Source organism: Bdellovibrio bacteriovorus, assembly GCF_001592755.1.
Classification (GTDB): Bacteria; Bdellovibrionota; Bdellovibrionia; order Bdellovibrionales; family Bdellovibrionaceae; genus Bdellovibrio; species Bdellovibrio bacteriovorus_E.
The window spans coordinates 25728-43394 of record NZ_LUKF01000014.1 but is presented as its reverse complement, the minus strand read 5'-3'; the positions used below and the strand labels follow the sequence as shown (position 1 = coordinate 43394).

The 17667-nt window shown below is 45.9% G+C and carries 18 protein-coding genes; 2 read left to right on the top strand and 16 right to left on the bottom strand.

Features of this window, described 5'->3' with window-relative positions:
• Positions 1-95: 95 nt before the first annotated feature.
• Positions 96-2018: a hypothetical protein gene (locus AZI85_RS08270; RefSeq protein ID WP_063243641.1), complete on the top strand. Its 1923-nt coding sequence runs from the start codon at positions 96-98 to the stop codon at positions 2016-2018.
• On the opposite strand, the gene AZI85_RS08265 is transcribed toward AZI85_RS08270, so the two are convergent.
• The 4 genes from AZI85_RS08265 to menA are packed head-to-tail and all read right to left on the bottom strand — an operon-like array spanning position 2015 to position 5359.
• On the bottom strand, positions 2015-2338 hold the full coding sequence (locus tag AZI85_RS08265) for a (2Fe-2S) ferredoxin domain-containing protein (RefSeq protein ID WP_253720910.1): 324 nt from the start codon (positions 2336-2338) through the stop codon (positions 2015-2017). The two genes, AZI85_RS08270 and AZI85_RS08265, sit on opposite strands and share 4 nt — an antisense overlap.
• A complete protein-coding gene (locus tag AZI85_RS08260; RefSeq protein WP_063243640.1) occupies positions 2335-3495 on the bottom strand; it encodes an AMP-binding protein in 1161 nt (386 codons plus the stop codon). Before AZI85_RS08260 ends, AZI85_RS08265 begins: the two co-directional genes overlap by 4 nt.
• Positions 3471-4463, bottom strand: a complete 993-nt coding sequence (gene menC / locus AZI85_RS08255; protein ID WP_063243639.1) for an o-succinylbenzoate synthase MenC — start codon at positions 4461-4463, stop codon at positions 3471-3473. The genes AZI85_RS08260 and menC overlap by 25 nt, the downstream gene beginning before the upstream one ends.
• Positions 4460-5359 carry a 1,4-dihydroxy-2-naphthoate octaprenyltransferase gene (gene menA / locus AZI85_RS08250; RefSeq protein ID WP_063243857.1) on the bottom strand — a complete coding sequence of 300 codons (900 nt, stop codon included), beginning with the start codon at positions 5357-5359 and terminating at the stop codon, positions 4460-4462. The genes menC and menA overlap by 4 nt, the downstream gene beginning before the upstream one ends.
• A 99-nt stretch (positions 5360-5458) precedes the next feature.
• On the opposite strand from menA, the gene AZI85_RS08245 reads away from it, so the two are divergent.
• Positions 5459-6682: a DNA recombination protein RmuC gene (locus tag AZI85_RS08245; protein WP_063243638.1), complete on the top strand. Its 1224-nt coding sequence runs from the start codon at positions 5459-5461 to the stop codon at positions 6680-6682.
• Between the two features lie 349 nt (positions 6683-7031).
• Here AZI85_RS08245 and fliW read toward each other — a convergent pair whose 3' ends face one another.
• The 12 genes from fliW to flgF all read right to left on the bottom strand — a co-directional run bounded on the left by fliW (position 7032) and on the right by flgF (position 17503).
• Positions 7032-7559 carry a flagellar assembly protein FliW gene (gene fliW / locus AZI85_RS08240; protein WP_063243637.1) on the bottom strand — a complete coding sequence of 176 codons (528 nt, stop codon included), beginning with the start codon at positions 7557-7559 and terminating at the stop codon, positions 7032-7034.
• Positions 7560-7855: 296 nt separating this feature from the next.
• Entirely contained in the window at positions 7856-8083 is a 228-nt protein-coding gene (gene csrA / locus AZI85_RS08235) for a carbon storage regulator CsrA (protein ID WP_041869353.1), read from the bottom strand.
• A gap of 60 nt (positions 8084-8143) precedes the next feature.
• Positions 8144-9226: a flagellar hook-associated protein FlgL gene (flgL, locus tag AZI85_RS08230; RefSeq protein WP_063243636.1), complete on the bottom strand. Its 1083-nt coding sequence runs from the start codon at positions 9224-9226 to the stop codon at positions 8144-8146.
• A gap of 69 nt (positions 9227-9295) precedes the next feature.
• The gene (gene flgK, locus AZI85_RS08225) at positions 9296-10702 is read right to left on the bottom strand and encodes a flagellar hook-associated protein FlgK (protein WP_063243635.1); all 1407 of its coding nucleotides are present in this window, start codon (positions 10700-10702) and stop codon (positions 9296-9298) included.
• A gap of 78 nt (positions 10703-10780) precedes the next feature.
• On the bottom strand, positions 10781-11302 hold the full coding sequence (locus AZI85_RS08220; protein WP_063243634.1) for a flagellar protein FlgN: 522 nt from the start codon (positions 11300-11302) through the stop codon (positions 10781-10783).
• Between the two features lie 82 nt (positions 11303-11384).
• Positions 11385-11714 (bottom strand): flagellar biosynthesis anti-sigma factor FlgM, encoded by a 330-nt coding sequence (gene flgM / locus AZI85_RS08215; RefSeq protein WP_063206275.1) that lies wholly within the window; start codon positions 11712-11714, stop codon positions 11385-11387.
• 78 nt (positions 11715-11792) lie between these two features.
• Positions 11793-12515: a rod-binding protein gene (locus AZI85_RS08210; RefSeq protein WP_063243633.1), complete on the bottom strand. Its 723-nt coding sequence runs from the start codon at positions 12513-12515 to the stop codon at positions 11793-11795.
• Positions 12516-13139: 624 nt separating this feature from the next.
• The gene (locus AZI85_RS08195; protein ID WP_063206273.1) at positions 13140-14147 is read right to left on the bottom strand and encodes a flagellar basal body P-ring protein FlgI; all 1008 of its coding nucleotides are present in this window, start codon (positions 14145-14147) and stop codon (positions 13140-13142) included.
• The gene (locus AZI85_RS08190; protein WP_063243630.1) at positions 14140-14904 is read right to left on the bottom strand and encodes a flagellar basal body L-ring protein FlgH; all 765 of its coding nucleotides are present in this window, start codon (positions 14902-14904) and stop codon (positions 14140-14142) included. The genes AZI85_RS08195 and AZI85_RS08190 overlap by 8 nt, the downstream gene beginning before the upstream one ends.
• Positions 14901-15833, bottom strand: a complete 933-nt coding sequence (flgA, locus tag AZI85_RS08185) for a flagellar basal body P-ring formation chaperone FlgA (RefSeq protein ID WP_063243629.1) — start codon at positions 15831-15833, stop codon at positions 14901-14903. The genes AZI85_RS08190 and flgA overlap by 4 nt, the downstream gene beginning before the upstream one ends.
• 3 nt (positions 15834-15836) lie before the next feature.
• Complete coding sequence (flgG, locus tag AZI85_RS08180; RefSeq protein ID WP_063243628.1) at positions 15837-16622, bottom strand: flagellar basal-body rod protein FlgG; 786 nt, start codon at positions 16620-16622, stop codon at positions 15837-15839.
• Positions 16623-16684: 62 nt separating this feature from the next.
• Positions 16685-17503 (bottom strand): flagellar basal-body rod protein FlgF, encoded by an 819-nt coding sequence (gene flgF / locus AZI85_RS08175; RefSeq protein WP_063243627.1) that lies wholly within the window; start codon positions 17501-17503, stop codon positions 16685-16687.
• Positions 17504-17667: the final 164 nt, after the last annotated feature.

Sequence of the window (17667 nt, the reverse complement as noted above, 5' to 3'; positions counted from 1 at the left end):
TCAGTCTGAATCAATAGGCTTACAAGAAATTTAGTTCTTCTAAGAATCTCATTCTGAATCTTAAGGACCCCTCGTCCTTTGTCGAAGAGATACTCATGAAGAACGTAAGCTCTAAATATCTCTCTGTTTTATTCCTTTCTGCGGCCTTGTTAACAAGTTGCAAAAGTCCTGAATTGGAAGTGGCTTCGTTGGGTAAAAAGTTGCCAGCGCCTTCGCTGAAAGGCTCAAGTCCTTTTGATCAGGATTTTGATTTGCAAAACTATGTGCGCATCCAAGGAAGCTGCGATGCCCGCGTGGGAAATATTCTTTTAAGCTTTGATAAGACGACGTGGCATCAACCGCCTTCAACTCCCGATTTAACGGGAACAAATCTTACAGGCGTGACCAACGATCGCGACTGTTCTGATGGAGCCTTCGATCTTTATCTTACGAAGAATGATTTAGAAAACATTTGGGGCATCGTAGGTGGAAGTAACGGCACCGATGTTGATTACATCTATATCAAAGGCGAAACGCTGATTGGTGATACGGCGATTCTTGTTCTGCAAGATCCTGAAGACCATGGTGGCGGAGGCTCCGGAGCCGCCACGACAGTGAATATTGAAAAAACTTGGCCCGCAGGCTTTGCGGGCTCTGGACAATGTGATTACATGAGGGTCTATCTGACAAATGCTCAGGGCCATCGTGCTTCGCATACGTCGGCTCTTAGTTTTTCCGTTCAAAAAACTTTTCAGAGTCTTTCATCTCCAATTGCGGCCTATACTAACTTTCAAGATTGTGAAAGCGATACCGCGGGAACTGCGGGCTTAACAACGTTTTCCATTCCTGCGGCTCAAGATGGCGTGGATATTATTTATCGATTTCCGGTTGATGCCAAATCCGGCATCATGACTTTCAAAGTAATTTCTCCATCAGCTTTGACGGCAAACCCAACAGGTTATTCAGTGACCATGCGCGATTCTGCTTCGACGGCGACACGTTGGATTTCATTGGAAGACCATCGCTATCAGATTTACAAAGACATCTGCTATCCGATGAAAATGCGCACAAATAACTACAACCACTCGACCGTGGATAACAATGCCGGTGGCGTTCTCAGCCTTACCAGTTCTGACCCTAAGGTGAAGTTTTATGCAGACAACACCTGTACCACGGAATCGACGAATGTAAACCTGCCCTCGTACAGCAATGAATTCACAGTCCATATGAAATACGTTTCTGGAACCGAAACAGAGGCCTATAAGTTATTTAATATTTCCGCGACGACGGCATCGGGTAGTTCTTACGGTTATGACTTTGCACCATACAAAATGAAGGTGGATCTTTCGAGCCAAAACACAGTCACGAAAGCAGATATTTGGGGGCCTCGAGATGTGGCTCGCCATTCTTGTCAGGCATACCAAGTCGTGGTGATGAATGAAAATGGCACTCGCATGCCAGCTAGCACCGACATGACACTCCATCTTGCAACTGTGGAAAGTGCGGTGGGTACCTTCTATGCGACATCGGGTTGTTACGCAGGCTATGAAGTCACACAGGCCGTGGTTTCTGCGGGTGCTGATTCAGCCAAGGTGTATTTCAAGCCCACTATCGGTGATGGCACTTATCACTTTAAATTAAGTGGTCTGACTGCAAACAATAATACAGAGATCAGAGTCAAAACCGTTGCTAGTCGCATGGCTCTTCACGCCGATTCGGGTCTTTGGAATCTATCCTTGGCTCCTAGCTGTGTAGCCGTGACAGTGACTCGCAAAGATGAGGCTTCTAATCCTGTCTTTTTACCAACAAGTCTGAACGTTCCGTTGAACGTCAGTTTTGGTGACGGCGTGAATGATCGACTTTACAGTGATTCGAGCTGTGCAACAGCACTGGGATCTTCTGTGACCATTCCAGGTGGAATGGCCTCTGCAACTTTCTATATCTCGAAGTCCGGCATCCCAAATGGAACGCAGCTAACAGTGTCACCGGTGCTTCCTGGATTCTATACAGAAAGTCTGATGGGAACTCTTTCTAACTAGCCCTTAATTTTCTGACGTAACATCTGCATCAACTCTTCACGGTCTGCCTCGGGGTGGACCGTGAATGTCTCTGTCTTCCCGTCGACACTGGCGTAGGATAAAGCTTGCAACTCATCAATACAGACATCAAGACAGCTCGAAGTAACAATACGAATTTTAGAGAGATCGCCACTTTCCTTAAATGATTTTTTTAGAAAAGTTTTGAGATTTTCTCCGGCGTTGCCTTCTTCGTGCAAACTTTTAGAGCTGATAGATTTGTGGCACTTCGTACAAACAAGCACGATGCCCTTCGACCATGGATTTTCTTCTTTTTTAATCATAACAAGCTCCTCAATTGCGCCCACAAAATTTTGCCCAAGTCGCTGCGTGGAATGCTCTTCACGTAATGAACCTTGCGAGGTTTTTCAAACGGAAGCACTTTATCAGAATAGGCTTTCACTATGTTATCAGTTTCTGCTTCTGAAAGCAGACTGACAATGTGAATTTCAGACCCTAACCTTTCAGATGGCATATCAAGCAACGTCACTTTCAAAGGAAAACTAGGATTCAAAGCCAGGGCGCAATTCTCTAGAACAGATCTTAACTGCGCGACGTTGGTCCCCTCGCCGCCAATTTTTATGTAGTCCTTGCTTCGGCCTTGAATATGAAGAGCCCCCTCAATCACCTGGCCGCGATCTTCCGTCGTAAACCAACCGTCGCTCTTGGGGTCCCAAGATCTTGGCCCTTCCGAAGTGTTCTGCGCATAACATGTGAAAAGTGACCGGGCCTGCACTTGTAAAAAACCTTCTTCACTGGTTCTGGCTGTAGCATGCGAAAGTAAATGCATTTCTGGAAACTCGCCGCTTTTTAACGAATCCAGGCCGGCCGTTGCAATTTGCGAAGCCGTTTCGGTCATTCCATAGCTGGGAAGAACGGGCCAACCTAATGAACGCGCTTTTTTAAATAACTCTGCTTCAAAAGCGCCTCCACCCACGATGATCGCTCGCAAGGTCGAAGGCGCTTGATAAGAATGAGAAACCAGGTCGTACACTTGAGTCGGCACTAGGGCGGACAAAGTGCATTTTTCACTTTTAAGAATTTCGTAAAAGTGATGGACGTCCCATCGGCCTTCTTTCAATGCGGAAATGACTTTCGCACCCGAAAGCTCGGCTCGCACTTCAATCCCCAATCCACCGACATGAAAAGGCGGAAGTACTTGCGTCCACACGTCCTGTGAAGTGCTTTGTAAATGAAAGTTCACGGCTGAAGCAGAACTTCTTAAAGCTTCTTTGGAAAGAGCCACCAGCTTTGTCCGAGCCGCCGAATCCGCCGTTGATCCCGATGTCGCGATCCAGACATGTCCCGTCAATTTTCTTTCGTCTTGAATAGCAACTGCCAGGGAATAAAGCGCCTCGTAGTCTTCTTTAGGAAGACGCGGGTTGAGCAAGATTTCATTTTTATCTGAATATAAATCTAACTTTTCTTGAGCTGATGCCATGGCACCCCCTCAAGCAGCTTATCAAAGCCGATACCGTGACCCTTCACTTTCAATAAGTAGGGTCCCTGAGTGTTGAGCTCAGCCGAAAAAGTGTCCATTTTAAACTGACGATGAGTCAGGCAGCCGGCTTCCAATATCATCTCACCGTGCAGCTTTTTTAATTCCATCGCAACAGCCGCCGCATGCGCGATTCCTACCGCGTGATCCATATAACTAGTCACCGTGGCTTTAAGATTCCACTGCTTGCATTGCGAGATGGCTTTATCGACGTCGATTTTCGCTGGCTTAATGACTATCACATCGAAAGGCGCCTTCTGTAATTTCTCCCAAGGCACTTTGTCGTATTGGTTATCAACCGCAATCTTGACGAGTTTTTTTGCCTCAGACCACGCAGCTACATCGAAAGGAAATGGATCTTCCACGTATTCAATAGAGGGCTTCACGGTTGCGGGTAAACTTCCCATAAAACGTTCGAAGATCTGCCACGTCGCCACGGCATTGAAATCCAGGCGAATTTTTAATCCGGCAGCGGCAATATGAGTGAGGAGCTCAGCCTCTTCTTGAAGATTGCGGCCCACTTTAATTTTCAAAGTGGTGAAACCTTCTTTTTTAAGTTCATCAAGAAAACCCGGCTTTACTGCGGAGAAGTCTGAAAGCAGAAAATTATTTTTTAACTTTTCGCCGGCATCAAATAGACTTTTGCCATCTTTGCGCGCTTGAGCATCTCGACGTGCCAGCCAAAAACACTGCTCAATTTGCGCCGACATCTTGCCACGGCGAAGATTTGAAAGCTGTTCTTCTAAAGTTAAATCACCAAGTTCTGGCCACGGATGCAGATCTGCATAACCTTTCAATCCATCGGCCCACTCTATTTTCAGCAGCACTCCTTCACGAGCGCCAGCCCCCGCCACCGCGTTGAGCGCCTGCAAGGGTTGTAAAGAGTAAGGGCTGTATGAAATTTGAATCAAAATGCAAATCCTATCGCCAATAAAAGGCCGAAGACCAAGTGAAGTCCCGCAGCCTGACCTAAAAATTTATTATAGGCCGGACTGGGCTCTGTTCCGAAAACATTTTTTGTAATCTTAAAAGCCAAGGGCAACGCAAACATCGAAAGCATCGCTGGAATCTTGTAGCCTTCAAACCACCAGTAAAGATTGAGTACAAATGGCAGAAAACACAATGTCGCGATTTCGTAACGAGAAAACTTCACACCGAAACGAACTGCCAAAGTTTTCTTATTCACCAAGGCGTCTCCACTGTGATCGCGAAGATTGTTAATCGCAATCAGAACAGTGGCATGAAACCCAATCTGCAATCCCAGGACAAAAGCTTCTTGCATCCATTCGCCGGTATTTAAGAAGACGATGCCCATCACGGCCAGAAGACCGAAAAACAAAATAACGAAAAGATCACCCAAACCTAGATAAGCTAAAGGAAAAGGACCCGCCGTGTAGGAATAACCCATCAACACAGAAGCAATCCCGATGGCCACGATGACCCAGCCCCCCTTCATCACCAGGGGAATACCGCAAAGAACAGCCAGAAGAAAGCAGACGGAACCTAAGGCCATGACCTGACCTGCCGTCAGAATTCCCGCTTGCGTGATACGCTGAGGTCCAATGCGTTTTTCTGTGTCAGCGCCTTTTTTAAAATCAACGGCGTCATTAACCAAGTTCGTTCCGATTTGAATTAAAAACGAAGCTGCTAAAGCGTAAAATAAAACCCAACCATCCCAAGAAAGACCGATGGCGCGAACCAAGGCGGTTCCCGCTAGGCAAGGCACTAAAGCCGCCGTAAGAGTTTTTGGACGGAATGCCAGAAGGATACTTTTGATTTGAATAGCAGAAGAAGTCATATTTTGCATTGCACCATTGAGAGTTAATTCTGATTCACTTCTATCAGAACTTTTTCTGATGACCAACGCAATTTCTAAGTGCAAAAAGAAACCGTCGGAGGTCTTTCCATGAATCTTTTTGTCATCCTTTCTTTTTTCGCCGGAGCGCTTATCGCGGGCCTCGTCGTCTATTTTAAAATGAAAGCCCAAGCGACATCGGAAAAAGCTCAGTTGCAGGCTGATGTGCAAGCTTTGCAGATGAAAAATGACCTTCTTTCACAAAGCCTGGCCGAGCAAAAAGTTCTGATGACAGACGCTCGCAAGCAACAAGAGGCTTTGGCCGAAAGAATGAACACGCAGTTCGAAGTGATGGCGCAAAAGATCTTTGAAGAAAAATCGGCGAAATTCACAGACCAAAATCACAAAAACATCGCCTCTGTTTTGGAACCTCTTAAAGAGCGTATCAAAGACTTCGAAAAGAAAGTTGAAGAGACTTACTCTACAGAGCGCTCCGAACGCGGCATGCTTCGCGGTGAGCTTTCGAAGTTGATGGAACTGAACAAAGTCATGTCAGCGGAAACTCAAAACCTCACCAAGGCCCTTAAAGGTGAAGTAAAAACACAAGGGAACTGGGGCGAGCTGATCTTAGAAAATATTTTGGAACGTTCTGGTCTTCGCAAAGGCGAAGAGTACATCATTCAGGGAACAGACCTGGATTTGCGTGGTGAGGACGGACAAATTCTTCGTCCTGACGTGATCGTCAGTTTACCAGACGAAAAACACTTGATCGTCGACTCGAAGATGACATTGATTGCTTACGAACAGTATTCTTCAGCAGAAACTCCTGAAGATCTTGAGCGTGCGGGAAAACTTCATGTTGAGTCTTTGAAAAAGCATATCGATGGTCTGTCTGAGAAAAAGTATCACGCCGCCGATAAATTGATTTCACCGGACTTCGTGATCTTGTTCATGCCTTTAGAGCCGGCTTTTGCTTTGGCATTTAAACTGAAGCCTGAACTGTTCCAATATGCCTGGGAAAGAAACGTGGCGATCGTCAGCCCAACGACTTTGCTAGCGACACTAAGAACTGTGGCAGCTTTGTGGAAACAAGATCGTCAGGAAAAAAATGCGCTTGAAATCGCGAAGCGCGGTGGCCTTCTTTACGAAAAGTTCGCAGGCCTTCTAAAAGACCTTCAAAACCTAGGCGAAAAACTTTCCGCGGCTCAAAAAGCGCATGAAGATGTGATTAAGAAAGTTTCGGAAGGTCGCGGAAACTTGATCGATCAAGTGGAAGATCTCAAACGCTTGGGTGCTAAAACGGAAAAATCATTACCGCAGTTAGAGAATGCTTAAGCGGCCTCAAAACCGCTTCATCCTTGATGAATCCCGGTTATGGCAAGCTTAACAACTTAACTGCACGAACTGATTAGTAAAAACAGAATCAGGATTAACAACTTAAGTAATTCTATAAACTTCCGAAAAGTACCTTGTTCAGGGGTATTTTTCATAGAGAGCCTCCTTGAGTGAGGGGACTCTCATCCATAAGAAAAGGCGGTCTTGAGGCCGCCTTTCTTATTTGCAATTCTGACTTCAACACAAGAATCAATCGAGTAGATAAAAGATCAGTGGAAGTCTGTTGCTCGGACAAATAAAAAAGGCTTGGGTGACCAAGCCTTTTTTCATTCTTAATTTTGATTCGGAACTATAATCCCGCTTCTTTCACAATGTTCAATTTCGTTGCTACGTCGATACCAGAAGATTGGTTCTTAATAGCCACCGCAGGGTTTTGAACCACGCGCTGTTGAAGTTTTGTGAAGATAGGCTCACGGATCGCCAAGTTGTTGTCTTGAAGGACACATTGACGAGCTGTGCGTGCTTCTACGTTCACAACGACAGGCGCTTTTAGGTTCGCCGTCATTTGCGTAGGATCATCTGGAATAGTTACGATAGAGAAGTAGCGAGCTTTTTCTTGTGCTGACAACTTCAAAGCTTCCATATCACTTTTCGTCAATGTGGCTTTGTATTGAGGAGCAAACAATTCCGGCTCTAAAACTGGGAAAGCGATCTGAGGCGCTTCACAGCTTTGCAACCAGGCGAAGATTTCGTCATTTGGATCATCAAGAAGAGCGAACTTACGTAGATCCCCAAAACCCAATAGGCCTTCTGGAAACGTCAGAACATCTTCCTGTTTCAGCTCAACTTGGCCGAAGCGCGATGTCGAAATGATCATTCATCCTCCCGGAAAACGTATTCATCCATAATTTTAGACACACCAAGACGGCATGATGGTGAATACACCTATAAATCTGGACCTAAATCTAGGGAGACTCAATTAAAATTTAGGAGAGATAACACCCCGCTTCACCGCTGCTAGCACGGCTTAGAGAGTTCTTAGGAAAGAGAGGTCGATCAAAAGGACTCGGATGCAAGGCGGAGGGTCTTTTTCGAAACGGAGGCGTGCTGAAGCACGTCGGAGTGAAGGAAAAGGCCCGACAACGCAGTCAGACGGGTCCTTTTCATCGACCGTTACGGTTTTAGCAATTTAGCGACACTACGTGTCTTATCAGCGGGCACACTTGCAGACTGCTGGTTTTGTTCCTGAATAGCTACGTAGACTTCTTCACGGTGAATTTTGGTGTCTTTGGGCGCTTCAATGCCTAAACGAACCTGTTTACCTTTGATCTGAACTACTCTGATTTTGATGTGGTCATCGATAGCGATGCTTTCACCCAACTTCCGTGTGAGAACCAGCATGACAACTCCTTTTGCTGCAGTCGTTATCGGTAGTTTTAAGCGGAACTGTAGGTATTATTTTTATCTTAGAAAGTCAAGAAGGCTTGGTTGAATAAGCTTTCCCGACGTTTCGAGAGTCGCTTTTAGGGTGCTATCGGTCTTATTGATATCTGAAATAACCTGGAATGCATCAGCATCTTCCAATTGGGATGCTGCCACCTTATTGTCCACCACCGCTTTTTGCAGGGAGTCCATGGTGTTGTTCACAGCCATGATTCTGGACCCAACCTCAGAACGGGTCAAAACCACCTGAGAAATCGCCTGATCCAGGGTATCCAAGGCCGCTTGAACGCCTTGCTTATCATTGGTGCGCAAAGAAATCTCAAGGTCCTTAATGGTCGAAAAGATGTTTGTTCCCCCGCCACCGGTCACCGGATCTTGCTTGTCAAAACGACTTGAACGGCGCTCTGAAGCCGGACCGCGCGTTTCAACGAAGTTGCTTTCCACTTCACGGTTGATCTCTTCACGCTCTTGTTCTTCTTTTTGGAACTGCTTTAATTGCTCAACCGTTGTTGGCGCTTCGTAACGAGCTCGTACGATGCCATCACCACCCAAACCTTTACCCAAGAAGACCTTGCTGCCCGGAATATTCATGGCAACGAAAGAGTCCTTGTGAGTTTGGATCTTCATATCCCCGTCATCACCGAAGTATTCGCCGGCTTGATTAAACGGAGTGGTTTGAGTTTTATAGCCACCGAAAACGTAACGCTCACCGAGTTTACGATTTCCGATTTGAATCGCCTGATTGTAGATCTGCTCGATCTCAGACGCTGTGACCAAACGCGTTTCTTCATTTCCGCTGGCATCATTCGATTGGCTGACAGCCAGTTCTTTTGCACGCACTAGGATTTCTGAAAGTTCGCCCAAAGATTGGTCGGAAAATTCCAGGAAGGAACGAGCGTTATTGATATTTTTAATGAATTGAGAGTTTCCTCGTTCTTCAGTACGAGAAGCCAAAACACGCGCGGACGCTAAAGGGTCGTCCGAAGGTTTATTGATACGCTTTTGAGTTGCAGCCTGATTCTGCAAGTCTGCCATATCTGAACGATTCTTCGTCAGATTCTGGTTTACTTGATTGAATGACATTTTATCTGCAATTCTCATTAAGTCTTTCTATCCTTATGCTGCTTCAGCCTGCGCGCCTAGGCGCTGCGGCTCTGCGCGCTACCGCGCCTACAACCGTTTTAAATTCAATACTGTATCAAACATTTCATCTGCTGTTTTGATCAAACGAGCAGAGGCATCGTAAGTTTTTTGGAACTCGATCATTTTTGTTGTCTCTTCGTCCAAAGAAACACCGCTAATACTCTCACGAATATTTGTAAGTTGGTTCATCACGTTTCTCTGAGACTCTTGTGACTTCACCGCACGTTGGGAGATCGCACCGATCTGACCGACTTGCGTGTTGTAGTAATCGTCTAACGTCGATGTCCCACCATCCATCACCTGACGGTGCTGCAAAGAAGAGATCACGTTCGCGACGGTATTATCACCAGTCGCACCGGACTGGGCTCCGGCCGCGATTCTGCCAACATCGTTAAAGATTGTTTTATTTAATCCGATAACTGATGCGGCTCCCTTTGACTGTTCCGGCATTTCGAAAAATAAAACACCGGGACGACCGCTTTTATCAAATCCCTCGATATGGGCTTTATTGACTTCTTTCGCCAATGTGTAAGCCATGTTGTCGACGTGATTTAAAAGATCTTCAATCACACGGTCACGAACTTCCAAGGCACCACCAATACGGCCACCCGTGATTTGATCTGTGATGTTCGCGGGAGTTCCCGTACCCACGAAGAAAACTTCGACACGGTCACGGCTGCCGGTTTGTTCAGCCTTCAATTCCGAAGAACCGATACCTGAAACCAGGATACCTGTACGACCAGCAGTAACTGTCACCATGCCGTCTCGGCCTTCCGCCCAAGAGATGTCGATCTTTTCACCTAGTTTTTTTAGAACTAGGTCACGACGATCGCGCTCATCATTGGCCGGAGTTTTTTGAACTTCGATCATTTGGATTTTTTCATTCAGTTGCGCGATTTCTTTCGTCAACTGATTGATCTCGTTCACGGTTGTCTTAACCTGACCATCCAAATCTTCCTGAACGGCTTTCAACTGCCCTACCACGCGACCGAAATCTTTAGACATCGCCACAGCGGACTCACGCACCAAAGTTCTTGATGCCAAGCTTTCAGGGTTATTAGAAAGTTCACGGAACGAGTTGAAGAAATCAGTCATGTACTGATTCAGGCCTTTATTGTTTTGCTCATTGTAGATTTGCTCAACACGGCCCAGAGCATCGGCACGAGAATCATGGAAACCCATGTTCATGCCTTCTTTTTGAATTTGTTTTTCTAACCAAGGATTGTTAACACGAGTCACGACACCGGCACGGGCACCCATACCGATTTGCAGATTTCCTTCACCGATAGGCTGATTCGACAATAGCTCAACACGCTGGCGTGAAAAGCCCTCGGTTGATTTATTGGCGATGTTATGACCGACCGTTTGCAATGCTGTCTGAGAGTTCATCAGAGAGCGCTTACCCGTATCCATCATAGCCGAGATTTTAGACATCCTATCCTCATCTTCGGTGGGTCGTTGTTACTGCTTCAGCCTTCGGGCTCCGCCCTGCGGCTCTGCGCGCTTCCGCGCTTACGCTTCTTTACTAACGAAGTTGCCAGATACTTGAGGGCCTTGTTTGTATTGGCCTTTGCCTCCGTAAGTTTTTTTACCAGAGAGAGTATCTTTGATTTCGCCAAGAGCACCATTCAACGAGTGCAAAGCGGACTTAGCATATTCTTCATTATCTTTGTTAATATCTGTGATTCTTTTGATCAACATATCCAAAGCGGAATGCTGAGTGCGAAGACGATCGGCTGCGGGAGTGCCTGCCAATTTTTGGGCAAGCTCCAACAAACGAGGATTCTCAACGTCGGCTCCGACCATAGTTGCTAGATCCATCGCATAGCGAGAACGCAAAGCATCTTGCGCGCGAAGTTTGAAAAGCAATTCTTCTTTGAGTTTATTGCTTTCATCCAAAGCATCGCGATCCGCTTGAAGAAGAAGGTCTTTTTCTTTGCGTACGATATCGAGAAGAGAACGATAGATCTTTGTGAGTTCTTCGAGATTGGCTTCTAACTTTTGAAACGCTCTTTCTACTGTTGCGTCCATCATTTCATCATCCTTGATGCCGCCTGGGCGGTGAGGTTGTTAATAAACCCCTGCATGGGTGCTAGCTCTACCGGCTTCCGGCAATTTAGAAATCTAAGTGTTCGTCGACCATTTTGTCGGCGATAGCTTTTGCATCGACGTTGTATTTTCCGTCGTCGATCAATTTTCTGAACTTAGCAACTTTGGCTTCGTCAACATCAGGAGCCGACATCGCAAGTTCTTTGATTCTTTTTGCTTCTTGCGCACGTGGAGAAAGTTCAACACGAGAAGATTCACCGAGAGTCGACGCAGTCAGAGCATCTGCTTTTGCTGTCGGCGCACCAGCGGAATTATTTTTAATTGCATCCGCTTTGTTAGAGCGAGAAGAATCTGTCAGATTCAAATTCTGTCCAACTTTGTTGTGCGTGATCTTCATTGAAGGCCTCCTGCTTTCGAGTGTTAGAATACACTCTTTGTTCTTTTCATAGTATCACAATGGGACAGTTACACCAAATCATTCTGAGACAGTTTCTGGTCCAGGTTCTGCACCCTTCTCGACTGTCCAATAGAGTGACTTCGCCTCAGGACTTAAAAACCCAAGGGTGTCGCCAGCTTGCAGTTTTTCCCCTGTCGAAACTTTAGACACTCCACCCTTAAAAACCATCTGACTTTTAAGACCATTGTCGTGCTCAATTTCAATCATTGTCTGATCATCCGCCAAAGTCTTCTTCCCCAGCAAAACCCCGTCCCATGGGGCTTTGACAGCTTCAGGCGCTTTATCTGCACCTTGCGGACCTTGCGTATTATCAATTCGATAAGACACGGATTGTTTTTTACCAGGATGCTGAAACGGACGAGCCGCGAAAGATTTCGTGTCAAGAGGGAGAGGACCCTGAGGCTTAGACACCTGAGTCTTAATTCCCATCATCACACCAAATTTTTCAACCAGCTGAGTGTAAATCATATCAGAGAGCCCAACACCACCACGCTCTCCCCACTTCTCAACATAGTGATCATCCAACTGCTCACGAAAAATTTTTTCCGCATGACTAGTCTGAATAAATCCACCTTCCTGAATAGTGGAACGCATAGCCTTAGTCATCTCCCGAAGAAAATGCTTCTCATACATATCCGAAACTTCACGAAGCTTCTGCTCCGGAGATTTAGACACAGGCCGAGAAAGAAACTTAGACCCAAAAGCCTTAAAATTTCCAGCCCCACCAGCAGCATCACTCATAAGAAGCTCCCAGCGAAGTTAGAAAACTGAAAATCAAAAATTAGCAGAGAAAAAAACGCCGTCAAAGACGGCCAGAACCCAAAAACAAAAGAAGCCCCCACTCGAAGAAAACCAGAAGAACTGATTCCCCCTCCACCCCCAACTTCGCTTCCAACAAGCGAACGCGTCGTTGGAATCTGTGAGTAGTGGGTTGCTGGAACCTGATGCAAGTTCCGCAGCGCCAGCGAACGCCAGCAGTAGCAACAAAAAGAAAGAAAACGACCCGACATCAAAGCCAAGAAAATCTCCAAGCGCGAGGACTGTCCGAAGCAGCAGGTTCCAGCAACCCACTACTCACAGATTCCAACGCAACGATGTCATTTGAAGAAAGAGAAAAAAGGGGAGTGAGAGTCGGAGAATCATATGCATCCTGCAATTGATTCTTAGAGTGTAGCTTCGGCTCGTGTTCACCAATCCTTGGTGCCTGCTGACCTATTGCTCCTGTTTCCTGCGAGAAACTTTTGACTCTTGACCTTCCATGGTTCGCGATCTCTTCCTCACCCTCCCCGCGTTCCAAACACGTCCATGTGTCTGAAACTATAAAATTAAGTCTATTGCATAGTGTGTCATTTCGAAACACAAATTTCATAATACTTCGAGTTCCCCGTGCAAAGCTCCAGCTGACTTGATGGACTGAAGTATAGTTATCAGGTCCTTCGGCGAGACACCTAATTTGTTTAGTGCTTGCACGAGTTCCCCAACACTGACACCACTTTCTAAAACAGCCACTTTCTCATCTTTCGCATTTTTTCCCTCTCCAACTTTTACAGAGAGTGAACCGTGAGAAATAGCGACTTTTGAAATCTTCACTTTATCACCGATCACAATCGTGCCGGTTTTTTCATTCACAACAACACGCGCTTTCATGTCGGGATTGATCTCGATAGATTCAATCGTTGCCAACAATTCCACACCGCGATTTTCATAGGCAAATGGAGTGATAATATCAATCGTTCCTGAATCTTTTGCGGAAGCGTAGTGACCACCCAATTCTTTATTGATCGTCAATACCGAGCGAGCCGCCGTCGTGAAATCCGGATTGATCAAAGTCAGACGATACATTTTGCGAGAAGCAAAATCCGCTGTCATGTCTCGTTCAATCGTTGCACCATTCGGAATTCTTCCTGAAGTGAGATGCTGATCTTTTCCGTCACCACCGATAATGATGCTTCCTTGAGCGACAGCGTAAACTTGTTCATTCGCCGCACGCAAAGGTGCTTGCAACAAAGTACCACCTTGAAGTGAAGAAGCATCACCGATAGCACTCACCGTGACATCAATCGGATTCCCTGCTTTACCGAACGCAGGCATCGTGCCGGTGATAATCACGGCCGCCACGTTCTTACTTGCGAATTCAGGCGAATCTAGTTTCATTCCCAATTTATCAAGCATGCGCACCATGCTCTTACTCATGAATTCATTTTTACCGTCACCGGTGCCCTTAAGACCGACGACGATACCGTAACCCAAAAGTTGATTTTCACGCACACCACGGATGCTGGCGATGTCTTTCAAGCGAGCCGCGTTCGCCGCTTCAAAAGCCACCATCACAAAAAAAGCCGTTAGTACGATAACGCTAAATAGTTTATTCATTGCGTGCGTTCCTTCTGATGCTGACGACATCATATTGCGGATCAAGAAGTTTATCAGAGACGATACCTTGATCGTTGAAGTCTTCTGGACGGATCAAACCCGTCACGATGACTTTGTATTCACGTTTTCCGATCATAAAAGGCTGTTGCCCTTTGATGCGGTAATTTCCATCAGCCAATTTTTCGACAATACGAGTGGGTATGTTTTGCACATCCGCCAAAGCGTCCTTGTCGTCTTCTTTTTCTGCGGGCTTAGCCGCTTCCGGCTTTTTTGCCTCTGTCGACGCCGGAGTACGAGATGCATCCGTGCCATTTGCTGCTAAAGAGTTATTCAAACTTTGTTGTTGTTGCTCTTCAAGCTGCTTCAAAAGTTTTTTGATCACAGAAACTTTTGTTTCTACTTGTTTCAAAGCAGGTCCGTCCAATTTCACATTTAAAAGATCGCCTTCGCGACGCATTTTGTTTTGCGCGAACAAATAAGCGCCTTGACCTTCCATCACCCAAGTCGAACCGGCATTGGCGCCTAAGTCCGATTCTTCTTCCATGCGATTGCGAGTCATGCGTTTGTATTGACGATCTGTCGGTACTCCCAAATTCTGAGTGTCAGAATAGCGAGGAGCCGTATTGATTTTTTCTAATGGCGGGTTTTCTTTGGGACCATCCAATGAAGCCAAAAGATCATTCATCGTCGCACAACCTGTGAACAACGTAAGAGCCACCAACGAAGAAATAGTTACGAAGAAAGATTTAAGTCTCATTGCAACTTCACCACACCTTTTTCAATCACGACGCCTGAGAGAACTTTTTGATTATCCAAGTTTTTAACTTTAATGAGATCCCCAACAAAGCCGTTGTCTTCAGCCTGCATATTGACGGAGATTTCAAATCCCTCATCGCCAAGCAATGCCTTTACAATCTGTCCCTTCTTAGCTGCCGGTTCACGTTTGAGATCGGTCGACCAGATAGCCGTACCGACGGGAAGAGATCTAGCTGCCAATTGTCCTTGGATATCAGCCAGGCGAAGTGCATTGTCTTTAGCAAACGTCACATCGGTCATCACCATGCGCACGTCTTCCTGTTGCACTCTCTCTCCTTGTAAGATCAAACGAGACGCAACCGGGGTTAATTGCGACACGCGAATTGTTCCTGAAATCCATTTTAATTGGCGCTGATCGCCGTCGCGCAGTGGCAAAAGGAAGCCTCCTTTGCCTGTAAGTTGCGTAAAATCGAGATCCCATTGCTTTTGTGCCGGAGCCGGCGTGCTTTGAATACTGACTTTGTATTCGCACTCATTGCAGCGAACCTGAAGATGATTCAGAACTTTCCTTTGAATTTCTTCACGAGAAATCGGTGTTGAAGCAAACGCCACCGCCACTTGCGAAGGAATTTTATAAGCAGGATTTAAAGCGCGAAGACCGGATTGGCTCTTCATCGCTTCACGCACTTTGGTCAAAATTTCTGAAGACGGAAGTTTTTGTGACAACAAAAGCTCACGTGCGTCTTCGCGGATCACAACACTTTCCATAAACGAAAGAAGTTCCGGCGTGCCATCCTTCACCGTCGCGATATCACTTAAACGCAAAAGCTCACGTTGAGAAATCTCAACGCTGGCTGGAATGGTGATCTCAGGTCTTGCGAAAGACGGAACACTGAAAAATAAAAGTGCCAAAGACAAAAACTTATTCATCAATTATCTCATGCTATTCACAGATTGAAGCATTTGATCAGAGGCCTGGATCACTTTTGAATTCGTCTCAAAAGCTCTTTGCGCCGTGATCATATTCACCATTTCTTCAGCGATATTGACGTTACTAGTTTCTAGCTGTCCTTGCGCCAAGTAACCTGTTCCGTTCATACCTGGGCGAGCCACAACGGGCTGACCACTGGAAGGGCTTGGCATAAAGACGTTTTTACCTACAGCTTTAAGGCCCGCAGGATTTACGAAGTTCACAAGATCAATTTGACCAATAGTTTGCGGAGCGGAGTTCAAACCTTGAATCACACGAACTTCACCGTTCGGAGCGATTTCAAGACCCGCTACATCCGGTGGAACTGTGATTTCAGGCTGAAGAAGATTTCCGTTTTTATCGACGACACGACCATTAGGATCTTTTTGAAAGGCACCATCACGCGTGTAACCGATTTGGCCATCCGGAGTCAGAATTTGGAAGAAACCAGAACCTTCAATTTGAATATCAAGAGGATTCTTGGTAACCGCGGCGCTGCCATTTTCAAAATTCTTTTGAATGCCGGCGGTGCGAACACCCAAACCGACTTGCACACCGTTCGGTGAATACGCATTCATTCCGCTTTGAGCACCTGGCTCTTTTTGAGTTTGGTACATCAGATCTTCAAATTCAGCGCGCGATTTCTTAAAGCCATTCGTAGAAACGTTGGCGATGTTATTTGAGATGACGTCCATATTTGTCTGTTGGGCCGCCATACCTGTCGCTGCTGTATTTAAACTTTTAAGCATTAAAGAATCCTTCCATTAATTGCTTATTTAAAAATCAAATCCATGCAAACCAGTCATCCTGACTAGTTTGTTTTTCCCACCACGTTAACCATTTTATCTGCCATCTGATCATAAGCGGTGATGGCTTTCTGAGTGCTTTCAAAAACACGATTGGTGGAAATCATGTCTGTCATTTCTTGAACGATGTTGACGTTAGAAGCTTCTAAGAAACCTTGTTTTAAGCTTGGATTGTTAACATTCGTCAATTCAGGAGCCATGTTTGGCTTAAAGGAATAAAGCGAACTTCCCATTTTCTGTAAAGAATCGGGATTATTCACGTTCACCAAAGAAACGCGTCCGATATTTTCAGTTCCTTCAAAAACATCACCATTATCATTAATAGAAAGTGGAAGACCTGTGCCTTGAAGGCGAATCACGCGCGAAGCAGGATCAGCACCTGGTTCGCCCGCGCGAAGAACCGGGAATCCTTCTTTAGTCACCAATTGACCATTTCCATCCAAAGTAAAGTTTCCCGCACGAGTCAGACGAACACCGCCGGGAGTGGCAACCTCAAAGAAGCCTTTGCCATCAATGGCAACGTCCATGGGATTTCCTGTGTGTTTTAAACCACCTTGAGAAAAGTCCGTGAAGGTGCCTTTGGCATCAACGTAACTTTTGTCGCCACCTTGCATATTATAGAAGCTTTCGATCGAAGCGACGTCGCGAGGAATTTGTGTCGTCTCAGGTGGCTTTTCGTTTGCAGTTAAATATTCTTGGAAAAGTTGCTGATCGCGTTTGAAAGCGGGCGTGTTCACATTCGCCAAGTTATTGGCGATGGTATCTAGCTTTGTACTTTGCGCGATCGCTCCGCTAAGAGCTGTATAGACCCCTTTTACACCCATGAACACTCCTCCACACATTGTTGAGCAGCAAGGCGTGTGCCATGTTTTGACAGGACCGATCTTCGTCTAGGAAATGATTTCCACGCTGGACCTTCGTCGCAAAAGAAATTCTTGGACTCAAGTTTTTTTGGATTTGACCGTGCATTGACCTTTGTCGATGGCAT